Genomic DNA, 19,272 nt, shown 5'->3' with positions numbered 1-19,272 from the left:
TTCTTTCAACTAAGTTGTTTTGACAGGTAAATTTGCGCAAGTAAACTAATTTGTTAATTATGTAACATATTATTATAAAAGGAAATTAAAATGGCAAAAGGACAATCTCTTCAAGATCCATATCTAAATGCATTAAGACGTGAACGTGTTCCTGTATCAATTTATTTAGTGAATGGAATTAAATTGCAAGGGCAAATCGAATCGTTCGATCAATTTGTGATCTTACTAAAAAATACAGTAAGTCAAATGGTTTACAAACACGCTATTTCAACTGTTGTACCTGCACGGGCTGTCCATCATGGAATTCATCATACACATCACCATGAAAATGAAAGCAGTCAAGAAAATGAGCTTTAAAGCCTAATTAAATTGTGATATAAGACCGAGCATAGACTCGGTTTTTTTATGGAGTTTATCTCAAAAAGTAACAAAAGAAAATGATATAAGAATGATGACAAGATGATTTTTAAGTTAAAAATAGATTATCATGTGAATTGATGCCAAGAATTAAGTGGAGAACAGATGTTTGACAGACATGAAGGCGGAGAAGAAGCTCTATTAGTACATATAGATTTTCACAATAATGAGGAACAAGAAGATCTTCTTGAGTTTGAAGCATTAGTCATCTCAGCTGGTGTAACCCCCCTACAAATTGTGACGGCTAGTCGTAAGACCCCCCATGCAAAATATTTTATTGGAGAGGGAAAAGCAGAAGAATTAGCCCAATTAGTCAAAGAAACAGGAGCCTCGGTTATTCTATTTAATCATAGTTTAAGTGCTGGTCAAGAAAGAAATCTTGAAAAAATTTGTGAGTGCCGGGTTGTTGATAGAATAGGACTAATACTTGATATTTTTGCACAAAGGGCAAGAACACATGAAGGTAAATTACAAGTAGAATTAGCGCAGCTACGCCACCTTTCAACCAGACTAGTCCGAGGTTGGACACACTTAGAAAGACAAAAAGGGGGAATAGGGCTCAGAGGTCCTGGCGAAACTCAATTAGAAACCGACAGACGATTATTACGGGGAAGAATAGCTCAAATATTAGGCCGTTTGGAGAAAGTTGCAAAGCAACGAGATCAAAGTCGGAGAGCTAGAGTAAGAGCCGAAATTCCACAATTATCTCTTGTAGGATATACAAATGCAGGTAAATCTTCTTTATTTAATAGGCTTACCGAAGCAAAGGTATATGCAGCAGATCAGCTGTTTGCGACATTAGATCCAACACTAAGGCGGTTAGATGTTGAAAAAATAGGCACGTTAGTGATAGCTGATACTGTAGGTTTTATTCGTCATTTACCTCATGATTTGGTCGCCGCATTTAAAGCGACTTTACAAGAAACCCGTGAAGCGACATTATTATTGCATGTGATTGATTGTTCAGATGAGAGGCGTGAAGAAAATATTACCTCTGTTGAATCAGTTCTTGAGCAAATAGAAGCTGATAAGCTACCTATTTTGCAGGTAATGAATAAAATTGATTTATTAGAAGATTTTACGCCAAGAATTGAAAAGAATGACGAATGTATACCTATTCGTGTTTGGGTTTCCGCTCATGAGGGGATAGGCATTGATCTATTATGGGAAGCTATTAGCGAAATATTATTAAAATCCCATACTCGTAAGGTATTGATATTGCCACCTAAATATGCGGGTCAATGGAGAAGTTACTTTTATAATGAGAAAATGATTCTAAGCGAGTCAATCTCTGAAGATGGAGAGTTAAGATTAGAAATAACAATCAGCCATTCTATTCTAGGGAAGTTGATTAAAAAATATCCTTATTTAACAGAACTGATGATTGATGAATAATTTAAGATCATAAATATAGCTAACAGCTAGTTAAAATTTAAAATGTTATGCTATGATACCGTATGCTATAATTTGAGGTGGGTGGTCAATTATAACCTGAAATATTACGAGTATGATCTTATCTATTACTTCTTGTGATGTTGATGTGTTTATTATCTCAACTATATTAAAAATTAAAACTATATTAAAAACTAAAACTATATTAAAAACTAACTACTTATTGATTTTTATTATTAAGACAAAAACGGTCTTTTGGCTTTTGACATCAAGATTTTGGTATAGGATGACCTATACATTCTAATAAGAAAAGATCCTTTATCTAAATTAAATGATGTAAAAAATTTACTTTGGCGGCTTAATTTTGAGTCAAGTAAAACTCACCTTAGTGTAATAATGAAAATAATCTTCTGGGTTGTCTTTATATGCCAATTAAGTAACTCAGAAGGTCTTCTTTTGCCTTTGCATTAGAAGAATGTAATCTAAGCGTATTTTAAACCCTATAAACGGAGCAAAAACTATGGTATGGAATGAACCCGGAAACAACGGCAAAAAAGATCCGCTAGGTTTCGGTGGTAAGAATGAGGATAAAAAGGATAAAGATCCAATAACAAATAATGAGCCTAAAGACGATAAATCAGGTAATGAAGGGCAAAATAATAATCCATGGGGTCAGCCGGAAACCAAAAATAGGCCTAAAAATAATAAAGGTGGCAGTTCGATTACTGATGTGTTCTCTAAAATCCTTAAAGATGCCAAAGGATCAAAAGGCAATGGTGGCGGTAATCGACCCTCTTCAGATATGCAAATTCCTTCAAAACTCATCCCAGCTATTTTACTTGGAGGCTTAGCGCTCTGGGGAGTATCAGGATTTTATACGGTTAAAGAAGCTGAGGTTGCAGTCATAACTCGATTTGGTGCTTTTCATGAAATAAAGCAACCTGGACTTAATTGGAGACCAGTTTTTATTGATGATTATCGTACAATCGATATTAAAAAACGTTACGACATCAATTCTAGCGGAAGAATGCTAACATCAGATGAAAAATTGATTGATATAGTTGATATGAACGTCAAGTATACCATCGTTGATCCTAAGAGTTTCTTTTTTAGTGTCGTCAATCCTAATGATAGTTTAACTCAAGCACTAGATAGTGCCCTTCGTGGTGTTATTGGTCGTAATGCGTTGGAAATTATTTTAACCCAAGGCCGTGATTCAATAAGATTTGATACTAAAACGGAATTAGAAAAAACAATAGCCCCATATAACATGGGTGTACAAATTGAAGAGGTGAACTTCCAAGAAGCTAAACCTCCTCGTGAAGTCCAAGATGCTTTTGATGATGCGATCGCTGCTCGTGAAAATGAGCAACAGCTTATTAATGAAGCGGGTGAATATCGTAACAGGCAACTGCCATTAGCTAAAGGTGAAGCCGAACGTATTATCCAAAATGCCAATGCAATTAGAGAAAACACAATTTTGCAAGCAGAAGGAGAAGTAGCACGTTTTGTAAAACTTTTACCTGAATATCAAGCAAATCCAGTGATTACAAGTCAGCGTTTGTATATCGAAACAATGGAACGAGTATTATCACAAACCCGTAAAATCATCATGGATTCAGATGGGAATAAATTGACTGTTTTACCTATAGATCAATTATTAAAAAGTACCTCACAGGGAACATCTAATAATAATTCAGCAGTCAATAATACGATAAATACTAATGCACCCAATAACAGTGCTTCATCCTCAGTGTCTACGACATATAGCGAAACTCAAAGCACCACACCTGTGACATCAAACTCTCCAAGAACTGCGCCTGCAGTAGAGCGTATTGTTCCACAAGGTCGTATTAATAACGCATCGGATAGATTAAGCGCTATTTCGGGAGGAAACTAAACATGCGTCCATTTTTAATTAGTATTGTCGTTATCGGCTTATTAGTAGCCTATAATTCTGTATTTGTTGTTCCTGAAGGGACTCGTGGGATTGTTTTACAGTTTAATAGAGTAGTCAGGGATGATGATGGCCAAACTCGCGTTCATTCTCCAGGCATTCATTTTAAAATTCCATTCATCAATAACGTTAAAATTTTAGATGCCCGTATTCAAACAATGCAAACTGCTGAACAACGGTTTATTACCCGTGAAAGTAAGCACTTGATTGTTGATTCTTATTTAAAATGGAGAATCACAGATTTTGGACTGTTTTACCAAGTGACAGGGGGGAATGGTTTACTTGCAGAAAACATTCTTAGGCCTCGTCTTATTGACCGATTGCGTTCTGAATTCGGACGATTAGATGTAAAAGAAATAGTTCAGGATTCAAGAAGTCGTTTTACAGCGGTTAGAGATATATTAAATAGTGGTGCAAATGAAGTCAGTGATGAGGAAATTGTAGATGGTGAGCTTAGTGCAGATGCCATCAATTTAAGCAATAATGCCAGAATGCGCTTATCTGAAATTGGTATTGAAGTGGTTGATGTTAGGATTAAAAAAATAAATTTACCTGATGAAATTTCTGATGCAATATTTAATAATATGAGAGCAGAGAGAAGAGCTGTTGCAACTCGTCATCGTGCTCAAGGGGAAGAAGCTGCAGTGCGTATTCGTTCAGAAACAGACAGAGAAACGGCCATCATGAAATCTAAAGCCCAAAGGGATGCTCAAATTCTTGTGGGTGAGGGTGATGCAATCGCTGCTAAAACTTTTGCTGATGCATTTAATCAAGATACAGGTTTTTACTCTTTTATTCGTAGCTTAAGAGCGTATGAAGAATCATTTAAAGGAAATACTGATGTCATGGTACTAAGTCCAGACAACGAATTTTTCCGTTACATGAAGCAGCCTGAAACTTATTTAGCGCCGCAATAATAATTCAATCTGTGCCCCTATGTACATAGGGGTAAAACTCAAATAATAAATGCAAAAAGCATCTTAAGGTAGGCAAACATGGCAAAAAATGTAGTGGTATTAGGCACCCAATGGGGTGACGAAGGTAAGGGTAAAATTGTTGACTTACTGACTGAAAAGGCTAAATATGCGGTGCGCTATCAAGGCGGACATAATGCAGGTCATACTTTAGTTATTGAAGGCAAAAAAACGGTTTTACATTTAATACCTTCCGGAATATTGAGAGACAATGTCACAAGCATTATAGCTAACGGAGTCGTATTATCACCTGAGGCATTAATGAAAGAGATGAAAACTCTTGAAGAGGCAGGGGTGCCCGTCAAAAGTCGTCTAAAAATTTCTCCCGCTTGTCCACTAATATTACCCTATCATATTGCACTTGATGCCGCTCGAGAAAAAGCTTTAGGTAAAAAAGCTATAGGTACAACAGGACGTGGTATTGGTCCTGCTTATGAAGACAAGGTTGCGCGTCGTGGTTTGCGTATTTGTGATTTGTATAATAAAGAACTATTTGCTAAAAAATTATATGACATAATGAGCTTTCATAATTTCACTTTGGAAAATTATTACAAAGAATCTACAGTGGATTATGAGACTGTGTTGAAAGATGTGATGGCAGTAGCTGATACACTGCTTAGCATGGTTGTTGATGTGACGGATTTATTGGATAAAGCGCGTAGAAATAATGAACTTATCATGTTTGAAGGTGCACAAGGAACGTTGTTAGATATTGATCATGGGACGTATCCTTTCGTAACTTCCTCAAACACTACAGCAGGCGGAGTATCTACTGGAGCGGGCTTTGGTCCATGCCATATTGATTATGTGCTTGGTATTGTCAAAGCCTACTCAACGCGTGTTGGTGGTGGTCCTTTCCCTACAGAATTAAATGATGATATCGGTGAACACTTGTGTGCTAAAGGTCATGAATTTGGTTCAACTACTGGACGAAGAAGACGTACAGGTTGGTTAGATATCGTGGCACTTCGTCGTGCAATACAACTAAACTCATTAACAGGCTTTTGCTTAACTAAGCTTGATGTTTTAGATGGTCTAGAAGAGCTCAAAATTTGTGTAGGCTATCGCTTAGCATCAGGTGAAGTTGTTGATAATACGCCTGTATCTTTAGAAGGATGGGAAGGTATTACGCCTGTGTATGAAACAATGCGAGGTTGGTCTGAAAGTACATATGGTGTTAAATCCCATACAGAACTACCAAAGGCTGCAGTTGACTATATCAAGCGTATTAAAGAGTTAACAGGGGTACCGATAGATATCATTTCTACCGGACCTGACAGAGACGAAACAATCATTCTTCGCCATCCATTTAATAATTAATACAGGCTTTAATTGGAAAGTCTTTCAATGTTAAGCAGTACTTATACAGCTAATTATATTGACACAGCTTTTCAATTATTAAATCCAGTATTCCCAATCTAAATGACCTGCAGGAATTCATTCTTGCAGGTTTGTTAACGTAAAATGCTAACTGCTTTTTTTATTGCGCTAATAAATAGTTCAACTTCTTTATCTGTATTGAAGGGTGCAAAAGAGGCTCTAATAGAACCATTAATGCCTAATGTACGATTCAATGGATGAGCACAGTGCATACCTGAGCGAATAGCGATGTTTTGTTCAGCTAAAAGCATATCTAGATCTGAAGGGTGAATCCCTTTTAAAGTAAATGTCAGAATTGAGCTGCTAGGTACACTAATCCTCTTATAAAGTGGAAGCTCAGAAAGCAGATGATGTGTCTTTGTTGCAAGCGATATAGCATGCTTTTCAAAGCCATCTAATGGCCACTGTTGCCACCATTTTAATACAGCATTAAAACCAATGATCCCTGCAATATTAGGTGTGCCCGCCTCAAAACAGTATGGCGGTTCTGCAGCAATATAATCCTCCATTTTAGCATGTACCAACATTTTGCCACCACCTTGCCAAGGTTGCATGTCATCAATTACAGAGGGCGAGGCATAAAGTACACCAACACCTGTCGGGCCATAGAGTTTATGGGCAGAAAAAAAATAAAAATCAATGTTTAACGCCTCAACGTCAATACTTGAATGGACGATTCCTTGTGAACCATCAATAACCACTTTACAATCATAGCGATGAGCTACCTCAATGAAAGTTTGCAATGGTGTAATTGCACCTGTCAAGTTTGACATTTGTGTAATGGCTAAAAGCTTTGTTTTGGTATTGATCAATTTTTTAAATGAATCAAGACAAGGAATAGCATTTTCATTGAGTGGAAGCGTGATCAGAGTTGCTCCTGTGGTTTTAGCAAGCATAATCCAAGGGATTAAATTGGCATGATGCTCAGACTCACTAACGATAATTTCATCATCCGCAGTTAATATATCTTTGAAATAACTATGCGCAATTAAATTGGCTGATTCTGTGGCGCCTTTAGTCCAGATAATGTTCTCTGGCTGCTGGGCTGAGATGAATCTTGCAATTAATGTTCTTGTCTCCTCATAAAGATCTGTTAATGATTGCGCTTCTTTATATTGACTTCTATGTACTGTACCTGCAGTTGAATAAAAATTCACAGTTGTATCTATTAGTACTTGTGGTTTTAATGAAGTAGCGGCAGAGTCAAAATAAATTAAGTTACCACTAAGAGCGGGGAAAGAGTTTCTAAATTTCTGCAATTGGTTTTCTAATGATGAAAGCATAAGTGGACGCCTTAAAAATTATCGGAATAAGTCATGAAAGCTTAATTTAAGTTCTGCTAATATTATTTCTATTCAATATTGTATCAAATAGAAGAAAGGTTGAACAAAAAAGAATGGCTTTTAAGGTAATAATTTGAAAGAGTAGTGACAACTAAAGCGATAAGATAGAAAAGAGTGATTAATAATAAATGTAAAGTAGTCAAAAACAGCTAAAAATTATAATTATAAAAAGGGGTTAAAACTCAGTTATTCGTATAACGAATAACTGAGTATAAGAAATTAACGAGTCACTTTTAAAATTGGACTTTGACCAGCAACAACATTACCACTTAATTTAGACATTTCTTTAATATCATCTAAATTAGAAATTACAACCGGGGTTAATGTTGATTTGGCTTTTTCTTCAAGAAGAGCTAAATCCAATTCAATGATAGGATCACCAACTTTTACAGATTGCCCTTCTTCTGCTATACGAGTAAAACCTGCACCACGCAATTGAACTGTATCAAAACCAAAATGAACGAAAAGTTCTATACCTTCATTTGATTCAATTGAAAAAGCATGATTAGTTTCAAAAATTTTACCAATAGTGCCATTGACAGGAGAAACAATTAAATTGCCTGTAGGTTTAATTGCAATGCCATCACCTACAACTTTTTCAGCAAAAACTACATCAGGGACATCTTCGATGTTTACAATTTCTCCAGAAATTGGTGCAAAAATTTCAATGTGTGCTGCATCAGTTTTTTCATCTGACATTAATGACTTAATTTTATCAAAAAATCCCATGTGAATATCCTCATTACATGTTTTAGGTTAACTATTGCTAGCCTGGTGATAAACACCTTTCTAAAACTAAAGAAAGGTGTTCAGGTTGATCCATGTAGCTACAATTCAGAACTGTATTATGAATCTCATATTACTTATCACATTATATTAACACGCCTTTAAATACTTGCGTATTAATTTTTATGATTACCAATAAATTTATCTACTAATGAGATTATACCTTCTGCAGTAGGTTGTTCAAGTGCTTCTTTTGCAAGTTCCTGAGCTTTGCTGAAATTAGCGTTGCGAATAATTTTTTTAATTCTTGGAATTGAAATAGCACTCATGCTGAATTCATCTAAGCCCATACCAAGAAGTAATAGTGTTGCTCTTTCATCACCAGCAAGTTCACCACACATTCCTGTCCATTTACCTTCAGCGTGAGATGCATCAATTACTTTCTTAATTAGAAGTAGTACTGAAGGCGATAATGGGTTGTAAAGATGAGAAATCATATCATTACCTCTATCAACAGCCAGAGTATATTGAGTGAGATCGTTGGTACCTATACTAAAGAAATCCACTTCTTTTGCCAAATGATGGGCAATCATCGCAGCAGCTGGAGTTTCAATCATAACACCGATTTCTATAGACTCATCGAAAGCTTGATTTGCTTCGCGAAGTTCACTCTTCAAACGCTCAATTTCAATTTTAAGCTGGCGAATTTCTTCGACTGAAATGATCATTGGGAACATAATGCGTAATTTACCAAACGCAGAAGCCCTTAGTATGGCTTTGATTTGTGCATCAAGTATATCTTTGCGATCAAAACAGATACGGATAGCTCTCCATCCTAAGAAAGGATTGTCTTCTTTAGGGAAATTCATATAAGGAAGTTCTTTATCCCCACCAATATCCATAGTTCTTACGATGACAGCTTGATCGCCAACCGCTTCTGCAACCGCCTTGTACGCTAAAAATTGTTCTTGTTCTGAAGGCAAGCTGTCTCTGTCCATGAAGAGGAATTCTGTTCTATATAATCCAACACCTTCTGCACCATTACGTTCAGCACCAGCAACATCTCTTACAGTACCGATATTCGCACACACTTCCACTTGATGTCCATCAAGGGTTGTAGCAGGAAGATTCTTTAATTTGATTAACTCATTTTTTTCATCAAGATAACTTTGGGCAATTGCTCTTTTCTGCTCCGTCAGTTCAGTAGATGGGTTGATATGCACTTCATTATTGAGTGCATCGAGGATGAGAATATCCCCATTTTTAACTTGTGAGGTAATATTACCCGTACCAACAATAGCAGGTAACTCTAAAGAACGAGCCATTATAGATGTATGAGATGTGCGGCCCCCAATATCAGTAATGAAACCAAGAACTTTATCTAAATTGAGTTGTGCCGTTTCCGAAGGTGTTAAATCTCTAGAAACTAAAATTACTTCTTCGTCAATTGCACTTAAATCAACAATAGGCATATTTAATATATTTTTTAAAAGACGTTTACCTATGTCACGAACATCAGCTGCTCGTTCTTTTAAATACTCGTCATCAAGTTCCTCAAGAGCTCTAGCTTGTTCATCTATTACATTAAAAACAGCAGCATCAGCACTTAAACGATTTTTTGTAATTAAAGTAGTGATCTCTTGTTCTAGTTCTTCATCTTCAAGAAGCATAATATGCCCCTCGAATATGGCTTCCTTTTCTTCACCAAGTGATTGAGCTGCTTTATTCTTGATTACCTCAAGTTGTTCAGCCGCTTTGGCACGTCCTGAGAGAAAGCGTTGAATTTCTTCATCTATCGAAGATTCATCAATTTTTTTATTATTGATATTTAAAGCATCTTCAATGAGTAAAAGTGCCTTACCAAAAGCTAAGCCTGGAGAAGCTGGGATACCTGAAATCATAATTAGCCCTTCTTTAATTTACTGTTTAAAAAAAATGTATATTTTTTGAGTTCTATTTTCGAAGAAGGCAACATAAATGTTGCCTTCATATAATAATCATACATGATTTTTTTAAAAAAATATTGATAAATATTATTCTAATGTATCAAGAAGTTTTGCTAAATACTCAACTGCTTCTTTTTCATCCTCACCTTCAGCTTGAAGTGTAATAGTTGTGCCTTGAGATAATCCTAATGTTTGAAGTTTAAAGAGGCTTTTAGCGCTAGCGGACTTGCCATTAGAAATCACAGTGATTTCAGACGAAAAATTTTTGGCTTCTTTAACAAATTGTGCCGCAGGGCGAGTGTGAAGGCCATTTGGGGCAATTATAACAACGTCTTGTTGAAACATATCGTATCTCCATTAACTAGATGAAATGTAATTTTAGAATCATTCTAAATCGTAAAAAATAACTAATGTATAGTATACAGCCGAGATTATATCTGATTTATGATAAACCTCAAAAACAATCATTCAACTTAAGCTATAATTTGGAAAAGTTTCTATTAACTGACACAAAAAAGCACCCTTAAAGGTGCCTTTTTGTGATCTATATCACGTTTAAGTGCTATTTTAGGCTTTCATCGGTAAAAATATCAGCAAATAAGGCAGAACTTAAATACCGCTCAGCAGAAGAGGCCAAGATAGCAACTATCATCTTATCCTGGTATTCAGGTTGTTGATTTAATTTAAGCGCGGCACTTATTGCTGCTCCAGATGAGATTCCTGCGAGAATCCCTTCTTTTTTCATCAATTCGTGAGCCATCTCAAATGCTTCCTCATTTGTAATCTGTATGGCCTTGTCAACTAGACTTAAATCGAGATTCGCAGGAATAAATCCTGCACCAATTCCCTGGATTTTATGAGGACCAGGTTTAATTTCTTGTCCATCTAAGGCCTGCTGAATAACTGGAGAATCAGAAGGTTCAACGGCCACAGACAAAATGTTTTTTTTCAAATTATTTTTTATGTATCTGCTCACGCCTGTTATTGTGCCGCCAGTGCCTACGCCGGCTACAAATATATCAATTTTTCCTTGTGTGGCTCTCCAGATTTCCGGGCCTGTTGTTGCTTCATGAATAGCAGGGTTAGCCGGGTTGCTGAACTGTTGAAGAACTAAATACTTAGAAGGATTTGCGTCTGCAATTTCATTGGCTTTATCAATTGCCCCTTTCATACCTAAATTGCCTGGGGTTAATATCAATTCTGCGCCAAGAGCTTTGAGCAATCTTCTTCTTTCAACGCTCATTGTTTCTGGCATAGTAAGTATCAAATTGTAGCCTTTAGCTGATGCTACATACGCTAATGCAATGCCTGTGTTGCCACTCGTGGGTTCAACTAATGTTTTATCATGGGTCAAAATCCCATGCTTTTCAGCTTCCCAAATCATGTTAGCACCGATTCGGCATTTAACACTGAAACTCGGGTTTCTTGACTCTATTTTGGCATAGATATTACCATTCCCGATCCTATTTAACCTTACAAGTGGTGTATGGCCAATAGTCAGGGTATTATCATTAAAGATGATGTCTTGTTCCGGACTTGAAGAGTATTGTTCCAAAGTCATAAAGTATTCTCATATTAAAATTGAACATAAAACTGGCAATAATTAAATATACTGAGGCTTAGTATACCCAAAAAATTAAGAGTAGTAACAAAAATAAATGTGAGAACATCATGCCTTTTTATTTGCAAACATCCTAATAACTAATGGTTATAACCTATAACAGAATGAAAAGATAATATGATTGTTATCGAAAAGGACTTTATGGAATGCCATCGATTAGTGGTTTACTAGGAGCTGTTCACATTTCGAAAGCTTTTTTAGACATACATGGTCAAGACAGCATAATAAAAGCAATTGCAGTAGTGCTTCTAAAGCAAATTTTTAATTTATCATACCCCGTTGCGATTGCTCTGCAATGCTTTATCCTAGCAAAAGCATTTTCGACCAAGAACCCTATTTTGTATAAGTATTTATCAATTGAGCCTGTATTTCAGTCCTTACCATGATTATGTTTTGGAATGATGGATGTTTTGTTGAGGTTGGATATCAGCTCTCTTTAAGTTTTTAGATCATAACTTTTATAAGCTATAAAACATTCAAACTCACCAGTATGGTTAATTAAACTTACAGCATGCGTAACGCCATGCCGCTGTCTCACACTGAGTTCTTGGTGATTTGATAGTCTCAAACTATCAACTATCAACCATAAACTATAAGATGTTTTATAGCCGAATTATCTCCTCGGCATTTACCGATGATTTCAGTGCTATTAGTTGCAGTACCTATACTATACTGAACTTATGTATACAAATAATAGTGCCATCAACACCTCCACACTCTTTCTCATTGATGTGAGCAAGCGTTGTTAGAATCTCTAAAAAACCTTGTTGATGGGCCTAACGATTAAAACGTTTATAAGCAGCATTACAATACCCAAATTCATTGGGTAAATCATGCCAAGGCAAACCAGTACAGATCTTATAAAAAACAACCTTTATAAAGCACTCTCTAAAAATAATCGATCTGATCTATTTATATAATCTATATGGACACGGTTAAAAAGTTTTTGTAGGAAATTCCACTGACTAATCTTATAAATTCAATCTTGGCATGACATTTACTCTTTTATAATATACTTTTACGAGTTAATTACAAAAACCTCATACCACTTATTAAATATTTTCCACTTCAAGAGGTTGTTTATAAACTACTTTAGGCATGATCAATTTGTGAGTCTTCTATGTCAACAGCCTCTAGAGGGTAAGAAATATTTACAGTGAAAGACTATTTCAAGTTGGACACACTTTTTTATTTATTTTTCTCTGCTTGTTGATAAAAGTAACAATAAAACTTATCTGTCCATAAGCCTAGTGCATGTAACATTTACTTTACAAGTTGCCACTAAGATTATAATATGGCAAGGTAAAGTGTATAATAGATGAATCAATTTTGTGATACACTCTTTAAAGTATCTATATTTTCTTATAATCTAAGAACAATATGGAGAATATTCTATATTCTACAGGTTATTACGTTGATAATAGGAGCTTTTAACTAGCCCTGTGCATTCATTGGCCTATAAGAAATGAAAAATTTAAATATCAGCAAGAGTTTTCAATTGAATGCTAATTTAAACACTTGCACAAAGCGCGAAGCTTATAAATGCATAAGCCCTTAAATTTAACTGCATATAAAATTAATAAGAGAATACTGTGAAGGAAAATTTGCGAATCATTTTACTTGTTATTGGTGTATTAGCTATTATTGCTCTTTTTTTACATGGTGTTTGGAGTTCACGTAAAGAGAAGTCAACCCTTTTTGGTAAGAAAAAAAGAGTTTCTCGCCGTAGTGAAAACGATACTCCTTCTTTTTCTGAAGACATTGATGCAATTGATAATGAAGTTCAGATTCATGCGTTAGATACTGATGTAAGTGAAGTAAGAGTTAAAAAAGGAGATGCTGAAGAGCATATGCAAATGAATAAAGATTTGCACTCTGACCCCTCTAATACAATTACGGATACTGAGATTAAATTAAGAACAGATGCAAATGAAAATCATGAAACAGAAGTTCTTCAAAATGAATCTGCTATTACTGAGACAACAGATGATCAAACTTTAGCAGAGGAAACTACAGCAATTGAAGAACAGCAGGAACCCGTTGAAGAACTTGTTATTGTGTTACATGTTATGGGTGTCCACAACAACATATTGAGGGGTGATTTACTTCTTAATAGTTTTCTTAATGCAGGGCTAAATTATGGCGATATGAATATTTTCCATAGACATTTATCTACTACGGCATCCCCTGTTATATTTAGTGTCGCAAACATGGTAAAACCTGGCACTTTTGATCCTAATCAAATGATTGATTTTACAACTATTGGTGTGACGTTTTTCATGGTTCTGCCTTCAGCCGGTGAACCGATACAAAACTTCAAACTGATGCTTCAATCCGTTCAGCGCATTGCAGAAGATGTTGGTGGGCAAGTTTATGATGATAAACGTCAAATATTAACTCAGCTAAAAACTGAAAGTATCACACAATCTATCCGTGATTGGATGACTAGAACCTATCAAAATGCGTAATCTGCAGGTGGTTTTAAATGATTGGATAGCGGAAAGCTATCCCATGAAACAAATCATTAAACATGCCACCAAAGCAGCCCAATTGAATGTTCCCTTATTAATTGAAGGTGAAACAGGCACTGGTAAAGATATGCTTGCACGTGCCTGCCATCTTGCAAGCCCTAGATCAAATCAACCTTTCTTAGCATTAAATTGTGCTGGAATCCCGGATGATGTTGTTGAAAGTGAACTTTTCGGCTTTGTTTCGAATTTACCTCCAGTTGCTACTGTGAAAAAAGGTTTTTTTGAACAAGCGCACCTTGGTACAGTCCTGCTTGACCAAATTGAAGAAATGTCACCTCATATGCAAGGCAAACTACTCCGATTTATTAATGATGGCACTTTTAGGCGCGTAGGTGAAGACAATGAAATATTTGTGGATATCCGAATTATTTGCGCTACTCAAAAAAAATTATTTTCATTGGTCAAACAAGGTTTATTCCGTGAAGATTTGTATTATAGACTTAATGTAATAACATTAACTATCCCACCTCTAAGAGAGAGGAGGGCTGACATTATGCCCCTGACTCATTTTTTATTATCAGAGCTTTCGGAACAGCTAAAAATTACCCCTCCGATATGTACTGCAGATGTTGCACAAATTCTTTTAGAGCACGAATGGCCTGGCAATATCAGACAACTTAAAAATACACTTTATCAGAGTTTAGTTCAATTAGACTCCAAGCATCTTACGGCTAATGATTTGATTTTTGATTCAATGAGAGTGCAGGATATAACATTTTTAGAAGAAGAAATTACGATGCTGAGTGAAGAAGAGCTTGAGGGAAGTTTAGTGGACATAATGAATCGCTATGAGTGTAAAGTACTTTCACAATTGTTTACTGCCTATCCTAGCTCTCGAAAATTAGGTAAACGATTAGGTTTATCGCATACTGCTGTTGCAAATAAATTGAGACATTACCAAATTAAATAACAGTTAATAATCTTATCTATTGTGTTGCACAAGCATTGATGAAAGCGTACAATAACCCAGCTTTAATCATGTTAGTGCTGAATTAGAGATCGGCGCTAATTTATTTATATTTTAACCCTTATTTAGGAGAAGTTATGTCTCTAACAGCAGAAACAAAAGCGAAAATCGTTGCTGAATATGGTAGTGATGCGAATGATACAGGATCAACTGAAGTTCAAGTTGCATTATTAACAGCTAGGATCAATGATTTACAGTCACATTTTTCTGAACACAAAAAAGATCATCACGGTCGTCGTGGTTTGTTACGTATGGTAGCACAACGCCGTAGTCTTCTTGATTATTTGAAAAATAAAGATGTTAAACGTTACTCTACGCTCATTGAGCGCTTAGGATTACGTCGTTAATTTCTGAAAAATACGATAAAGGGGCACAAGCCCCTTTGTCGTATTACAAAAAAATTCATATCGGTCTAATAATACGTAGTAAATAAAAACATTAAAAAAGCAAAAAGTGAATTAATAGTATTTGAATAGCTAAATCTAAATAAAGTTCCATCAAAAAGGGCATTATCTTCAGGCCGCTAAATTGAATATTTCTGAATTCTTTAAGAATCATAAGCCGTACTTAAAATAAATAAAACTATTTCTATAATGAATAATGATGAAGAGTGGAAGTCACATATTAATTGTTAATTTTTAATTGATGATTGTAAGTTTAAAAAAGTAAGCCCAGTTAATAAATTTAAAAAAAAGCAATATAAAACATCACTCACAGCTGCTAAGCAATAAAAAGTTTAAAAAGAGGAATATATAGTGTTAACACCTATTGTACATGAATTCAAATACGGACAGCATACCGTTACATTAGAAACAAATATGATGGCAAGACAAGCCACAGGCGCAGTAATGATAAGCATGGACGACACTGCAGTATTTGTTACAGTTGTTGGACAAAAAAAGGTTAAAGCTGGTCAGGATTTTTTTCCTCTTACTGTTAACTATCAAGAAAGAACTTATGCAGTTGGTAAAATTCCAGGCAGTTTTTTCCGTCGTGAAGGACGCCCTAGCGAGGGTGAGACATTAGTCAGTCGTTTAATTGATAGGCCACTAAGACCTCTTTTTCCTGAAGGTTTTTTAAATGAGGTACAAATCGTTGCTACGGTTGTATCTGTTAATCCAGAAGTTAATCCTGATATTGTATCTATGATTGGTGCTTCAGCTGCTCTTGCAGTATCTGGTATTCCGTTTAATGGCCCAATTGGTGCCGCGCGTGTAGGTTACCTTAACAATAAATATGTTTTAAATCCAACGACAGCTGAACTGAAAGAAAGTCGACTTGATTTAGTTGTTGCAGGAACTGAGAATGCAGTTTTAATGGTTGAATCAGAAGCAGATATTCTCAGTGAAGATGAAATGTTAGGTGCGGTTGTTTTTGGACATGAACAACAGCAGATCGTAATCAATGAAATCAAAGCTTTTGCTTCAAAAGCCGCTAAGCCAGCTTGGGATTGGGTTCCACCTGTCCCTAATGTTGAACTTAATCAAAAAATTCAAATGCTTGCTGAAGATAGACTTTCAGCTGCATACCAAATTACTGAAAAGCAAACTCGTTATGAGCAAGTAGATGCAATTAAGACCAGTGTTTGCGAAGAGTTACTTAAAGAAAATGAAACACTTGATGAATCTGAAATTTTAACTATTCTTGGTGCTTTAGAATCTAAAGTAGTGAGAGAAAGAGTTATTAGTGGTGCTCCTCGTATTGATGGTCGTGAAAAAGACATGATCCGTGGATTAGATGTACGCACTGGTGTACTTCCTCGTACTCATGGTTCATCACTTTTCACTCGTGGTGAAACACAAGCACTTGTCACCGTCACTTTAGGTACGGAAAGAGATGCTCAAGTTATTGATGAATTAGTCGGTGAAAAAACAGATAAATTCTTATTCCATTATAATTTCCCTCCATATTCTGTTGGTGAAACTGGTATGGTAGGCTCACCTAAACGCCGTGAAATTGGCCATGGTCGTCTCGCTAAACGTGGTGTTGCAGCAGTAATGCCAAGCGCGGCAGAATTTCCTTATACAGTCAGGGTCGTTTCTGAAATCACAGAATCTAACGGCTCTTCTTCAATGGCATCTGTATGTGGTGCATCACTTGCACTTATGGATGCCGGCGTACCTATCCGCTCAGCTGTTGCAGGTATCGCTATGGGGTTAGTTAAGGAAGATGATAAATTTGTTGTTCTTTCTGATATTTTAGGAGATGAAGATCACTTAGGTGATATGGATTTTAAAGTTGCTGGTAGCCGTGAAGGTATTACAGCACTTCAAATGGATATTAAAATTGAAGGAATCACTAAAGAAATCATGCAAGTTGCTTTAAATCAAGCAAAAGGCGCTCGCTTACATATCCTAGATGTGATGGAGAGAACAATTACTCAACCTAATACTGAAATATCTGATTTTGCCCCAAGAATCCATACATTAAAAGTTAACGCAGATAAAATTAAAGACATTATAGGCAAAGGTGGCGCGGTAATACGTGCATTAACTGAAGAAACAGGTACTACCATCGAAATTGATGATACGGGTCTTGTTAAAATAGCTTCCTCTGATAATGAAAAGGCTCAACATGCGATTCGTCGTATAGAAGAGATTACAGCAGAAGTGATTGTTGGTAAAATCTATGAAGGAAAAGTAGTTAGAGTTGCAGATTTTGGTGCTTTTGTTAGCTTTGCTGGCGGTAAAGAAGGACTTGTGCATATCTCTCAAATCGTAGACAAACGCATTGAAAAAATTGCTGATTACATTGCTGTTGGTCAAGAAGTACCAGTTAAAGTATTAGAAATTGATAGACAAGGTCGTGTAAGACTTAGTATCAAAGAAGCTCAACCACAAAATGAAGAAGCATTATCTGTACAACCAGATACTGAATCTTCACAAAATAATACAAATGGGTCGGGTCAAGGGCAAGACGCAGAGTAGAAATTGTGGTATACTGAAAAAGTTCCGAAGTTAAATTATTAGAAAGTATAAATAATTATGGGTAAAAGAGATGAAATGTATTTTAAACAAATCATTGAAAAAGCATATATGCTTGTCATCTATTACCTTATTTTTATTTTTAACGGGATGCACATCACAAAGTCAAGTATCAAATGATAATCTGATGGCAGTACCTTTGCAATCTACTATTCAGCAGGAAGTTATGCTTGCAAGAATGGAACAAATTCTTGCGACCACAGTGCTGACCGAGGAAGAAAGAGCTCAATTGTTATATGAGCGGGGTGTCTTATATGACAGCTTAGGTTTACGTGCTTTGGCCCGTAATGATTTTACCCAAGCTTTATTTATACGCCCAGATATTCCGGAAATTTATAATTATCTAGGAATATATTCGACGCAAGCCGCTGATTTTGATGCGGCTTATGAAGCGTTTGATTCTGTATTAGAACTTGATTCTACCTACACCTATGCACGTTTAAATCGTGGTATAGCTTTATACTACGGTGAGCGTTATGCAATGGCTCAAGAGGATTTAGTCGCTTTTTATCAAGAAGATACAACAGACCCATATCGTATTTTATGGCTTTATTTGATTGAACGTCAGATTGATGAAAGTGCTGCTAAAAAATCACTACAAAATCGTTATGATGAAGTATCAGAACGAGATTACTGGGGCTGGAATATTGTCGCGTTTTATTTAGGGCACATTTCAGAAAAAGAGTTAATGCATCGTTTAGATAAACAAAATCTGGATAATTTTACATTTGCAGAATATTTAACTGAAATGTACTTTTATTTAGGAAAGCATTACTTAAGTTTAGGAGATGTAAATAGGGCAATATCGCTGTTTAAAAAAGCGATAGCGAATAATGTTCATAACTATGTTGAACATCGCTATGCACTATTAGAGTTAGCTTTAATAGCTCAACAACAAGAAGACCTAGCCGAATCAAACTCACCTTAAATTATACAGTAGATCTTATTTTATATTAGGATAAGAGTGCTGTCTTTTCGAGTTGGTCACGCAATTTAATGAAACTAATTACATTTTTACTAGTTTGTTGGACTGA

The 19,272-nt window shown here is 35.8% G+C and carries 15 protein-coding genes and 1 pseudogene; 11 read left to right on the top strand and 5 right to left on the bottom strand.

Going from position 1 to position 19,272, the window contains the following annotated elements:
* Positions 1 to 90: 90 nt before the first annotated feature.
* From hfq to ACFFIT_RS06420, 5 genes are all read left to right on the top strand, one after another.
* Positions 91 to 357 (top strand): RNA chaperone Hfq, encoded by a 267-nt coding sequence (hfq, locus tag ACFFIT_RS06440; protein WP_385876827.1) that lies wholly within the window; start codon positions 91 to 93, stop codon positions 355 to 357.
* Positions 358 to 522: 165 nt separating this feature from the next.
* Complete coding sequence (gene hflX, locus ACFFIT_RS06435; protein ID WP_385876826.1) at positions 523 to 1,812, top strand: ribosome rescue GTPase HflX; 1,290 nt, start codon at positions 523 to 525, stop codon at positions 1,810 to 1,812.
* A 517-nt stretch (positions 1,813 to 2,329) separates the two neighbouring features.
* Positions 2,330 to 3,709, top strand: coding sequence for an FtsH protease activity modulator HflK (gene hflK / locus ACFFIT_RS06430; protein WP_385876825.1), 1,380 nt, complete (start codon positions 2,330 to 2,332; stop codon positions 3,707 to 3,709).
* A 2-nt stretch (positions 3,710 to 3,711) separates the two neighbouring features.
* Positions 3,712 to 4,683 (top strand): protease modulator HflC, encoded by a 972-nt coding sequence (hflC, locus tag ACFFIT_RS06425; RefSeq protein WP_385876824.1) that lies wholly within the window; start codon positions 3,712 to 3,714, stop codon positions 4,681 to 4,683.
* A 78-nt stretch (positions 4,684 to 4,761) separates the two neighbouring features.
* Positions 4,762 to 6,060: an adenylosuccinate synthase gene (locus tag ACFFIT_RS06420; RefSeq protein ID WP_385876823.1), complete on the top strand. Its 1,299-nt coding sequence runs from the start codon at positions 4,762 to 4,764 to the stop codon at positions 6,058 to 6,060.
* Between the two features lie 134 nt (positions 6,061 to 6,194).
* Here ACFFIT_RS06420 and csdA read toward each other — a convergent pair whose 3' ends face one another.
* The 5 genes from csdA to cysK form a co-directional block, all read right to left on the bottom strand.
* Complete coding sequence (csdA, locus tag ACFFIT_RS06415) at positions 6,195 to 7,403, bottom strand: cysteine desulfurase CsdA (protein WP_385876822.1); 1,209 nt, start codon at positions 7,401 to 7,403, stop codon at positions 6,195 to 6,197.
* A 279-nt stretch (positions 7,404 to 7,682) separates the two neighbouring features.
* Positions 7,683 to 8,192: a PTS glucose transporter subunit IIA gene (gene crr / locus ACFFIT_RS06410; RefSeq protein WP_385876821.1), complete on the bottom strand. Its 510-nt coding sequence runs from the start codon at positions 8,190 to 8,192 to the stop codon at positions 7,683 to 7,685.
* A 173-nt stretch (positions 8,193 to 8,365) separates the two neighbouring features.
* Positions 8,366 to 10,090 carry a phosphoenolpyruvate-protein phosphotransferase PtsI gene (gene ptsI, locus ACFFIT_RS06405; protein ID WP_385876820.1) on the bottom strand — a complete coding sequence of 575 codons (1,725 nt, stop codon included), beginning with the start codon at positions 10,088 to 10,090 and terminating at the stop codon, positions 8,366 to 8,368.
* A gap of 132 nt (positions 10,091 to 10,222) precedes the next feature.
* Positions 10,223 to 10,480, bottom strand: a complete 258-nt coding sequence (gene ptsH, locus ACFFIT_RS06400) for a phosphocarrier protein Hpr (RefSeq protein WP_385876819.1) — start codon at positions 10,478 to 10,480, stop codon at positions 10,223 to 10,225.
* Between the two features lie 217 nt (positions 10,481 to 10,697).
* On the bottom strand, positions 10,698 to 11,696 hold the full coding sequence (gene cysK, locus ACFFIT_RS06395) for a cysteine synthase A (protein WP_385876817.1): 999 nt from the start codon (positions 11,694 to 11,696) through the stop codon (positions 10,698 to 10,700).
* Between the two features lie 206 nt (positions 11,697 to 11,902).
* Between cysK and ACFFIT_RS06390 the strand changes: the two genes are divergently transcribed.
* The 6 genes and pseudogenes from ACFFIT_RS06390 to nlpI all read left to right on the top strand — a co-directional run bounded on the left by ACFFIT_RS06390 (position 11,903) and on the right by nlpI (position 19,166).
* A complete protein-coding gene (locus ACFFIT_RS06390; protein ID WP_385876816.1) occupies positions 11,903 to 12,142 on the top strand; it encodes a hypothetical protein in 240 nt (79 codons plus the stop codon).
* A 1,206-nt stretch (positions 12,143 to 13,348) separates the two neighbouring features.
* A complete protein-coding gene (gene zipA, locus ACFFIT_RS06385) occupies positions 13,349 to 14,224 on the top strand; it encodes a cell division protein ZipA (protein WP_385876815.1) in 876 nt (291 codons plus the stop codon).
* Positions 14,225 to 14,249: 25 nt separating this feature from the next.
* Positions 14,250 to 15,197, top strand: a pseudogene (locus ACFFIT_RS06380) (sigma 54-interacting transcriptional regulator); the annotation flags it as partial.
* A 134-nt stretch (positions 15,198 to 15,331) separates the two neighbouring features.
* The gene (gene rpsO, locus ACFFIT_RS06375; protein WP_385876814.1) at positions 15,332 to 15,601 is read left to right on the top strand and encodes a 30S ribosomal protein S15; all 270 of its coding nucleotides are present in this window, start codon (positions 15,332 to 15,334) and stop codon (positions 15,599 to 15,601) included.
* A gap of 408 nt (positions 15,602 to 16,009) precedes the next feature.
* The gene (gene pnp / locus ACFFIT_RS06370; RefSeq protein ID WP_385876813.1) at positions 16,010 to 18,181 is read left to right on the top strand and encodes a polyribonucleotide nucleotidyltransferase; all 2,172 of its coding nucleotides are present in this window, start codon (positions 16,010 to 16,012) and stop codon (positions 18,179 to 18,181) included.
* A gap of 94 nt (positions 18,182 to 18,275) precedes the next feature.
* On the top strand, positions 18,276 to 19,166 hold the full coding sequence (gene nlpI, locus ACFFIT_RS06365; RefSeq protein ID WP_385876857.1) for a lipoprotein NlpI: 891 nt from the start codon (positions 18,276 to 18,278) through the stop codon (positions 19,164 to 19,166).
* Positions 19,167 to 19,272: the final 106 nt, after the last annotated feature.

Origin of the sequence: Thorsellia kenyensis (genome assembly GCF_042432445.1) — a bacterium.
Classification (GTDB): domain Bacteria; phylum Pseudomonadota; class Gammaproteobacteria; order Enterobacterales; family Thorselliaceae; genus Thorsellia; species Thorsellia kenyensis.
Note: the sequence above shows the minus strand (reverse complement) of the source record. Positions and strands in the feature narration are given on the sequence as shown.

Excerpts from the sequence above, each read along its gene's own strand:
- ptsH (WP_385876819.1), bottom strand. The coding sequence starts at position 10,480 with ATGTTTCAACAAGACGTTGTTATAATTGCCCCAAATGGCCTTCACACT.
- ACFFIT_RS06390 (WP_385876816.1), top strand. The coding sequence starts at position 11,903 with ATGCCATCGATTAGTGGTTTACTAGGAGCTGTTCACATTTCGAAAGCT.
- hflC (WP_385876824.1), top strand. The coding sequence starts at position 3,712 with ATGCGTCCATTTTTAATTAGTATTGTCGTTATCGGCTTATTAGTAGCC.
- cysK (WP_385876817.1), bottom strand. The coding sequence starts at position 11,696 with ATGACTTTGGAACAATACTCTTCAAGTCCGGAACAAGACATCATCTTT.
- ptsI (WP_385876820.1), bottom strand. The coding sequence starts at position 10,090 with ATGATTTCAGGTATCCCAGCTTCTCCAGGCTTAGCTTTTGGTAAGGCA.
- ACFFIT_RS06420 (WP_385876823.1), top strand. The coding sequence starts at position 4,762 with ATGGCAAAAAATGTAGTGGTATTAGGCACCCAATGGGGTGACGAAGGT.
- hfq (WP_385876827.1), top strand. The coding sequence starts at position 91 with ATGGCAAAAGGACAATCTCTTCAAGATCCATATCTAAATGCATTAAGA.
- hflX (WP_385876826.1), top strand. The coding sequence starts at position 523 with ATGTTTGACAGACATGAAGGCGGAGAAGAAGCTCTATTAGTACATATA.
- csdA (WP_385876822.1), bottom strand. The coding sequence starts at position 7,403 with ATGCTTTCATCATTAGAAAACCAATTGCAGAAATTTAGAAACTCTTTC.
- rpsO (WP_385876814.1), top strand. The coding sequence starts at position 15,332 with ATGTCTCTAACAGCAGAAACAAAAGCGAAAATCGTTGCTGAATATGGT.
- crr (WP_385876821.1), bottom strand. The coding sequence starts at position 8,192 with ATGGGATTTTTTGATAAAATTAAGTCATTAATGTCAGATGAAAAAACT.
- hflK (WP_385876825.1), top strand. The coding sequence starts at position 2,330 with ATGGTATGGAATGAACCCGGAAACAACGGCAAAAAAGATCCGCTAGGT.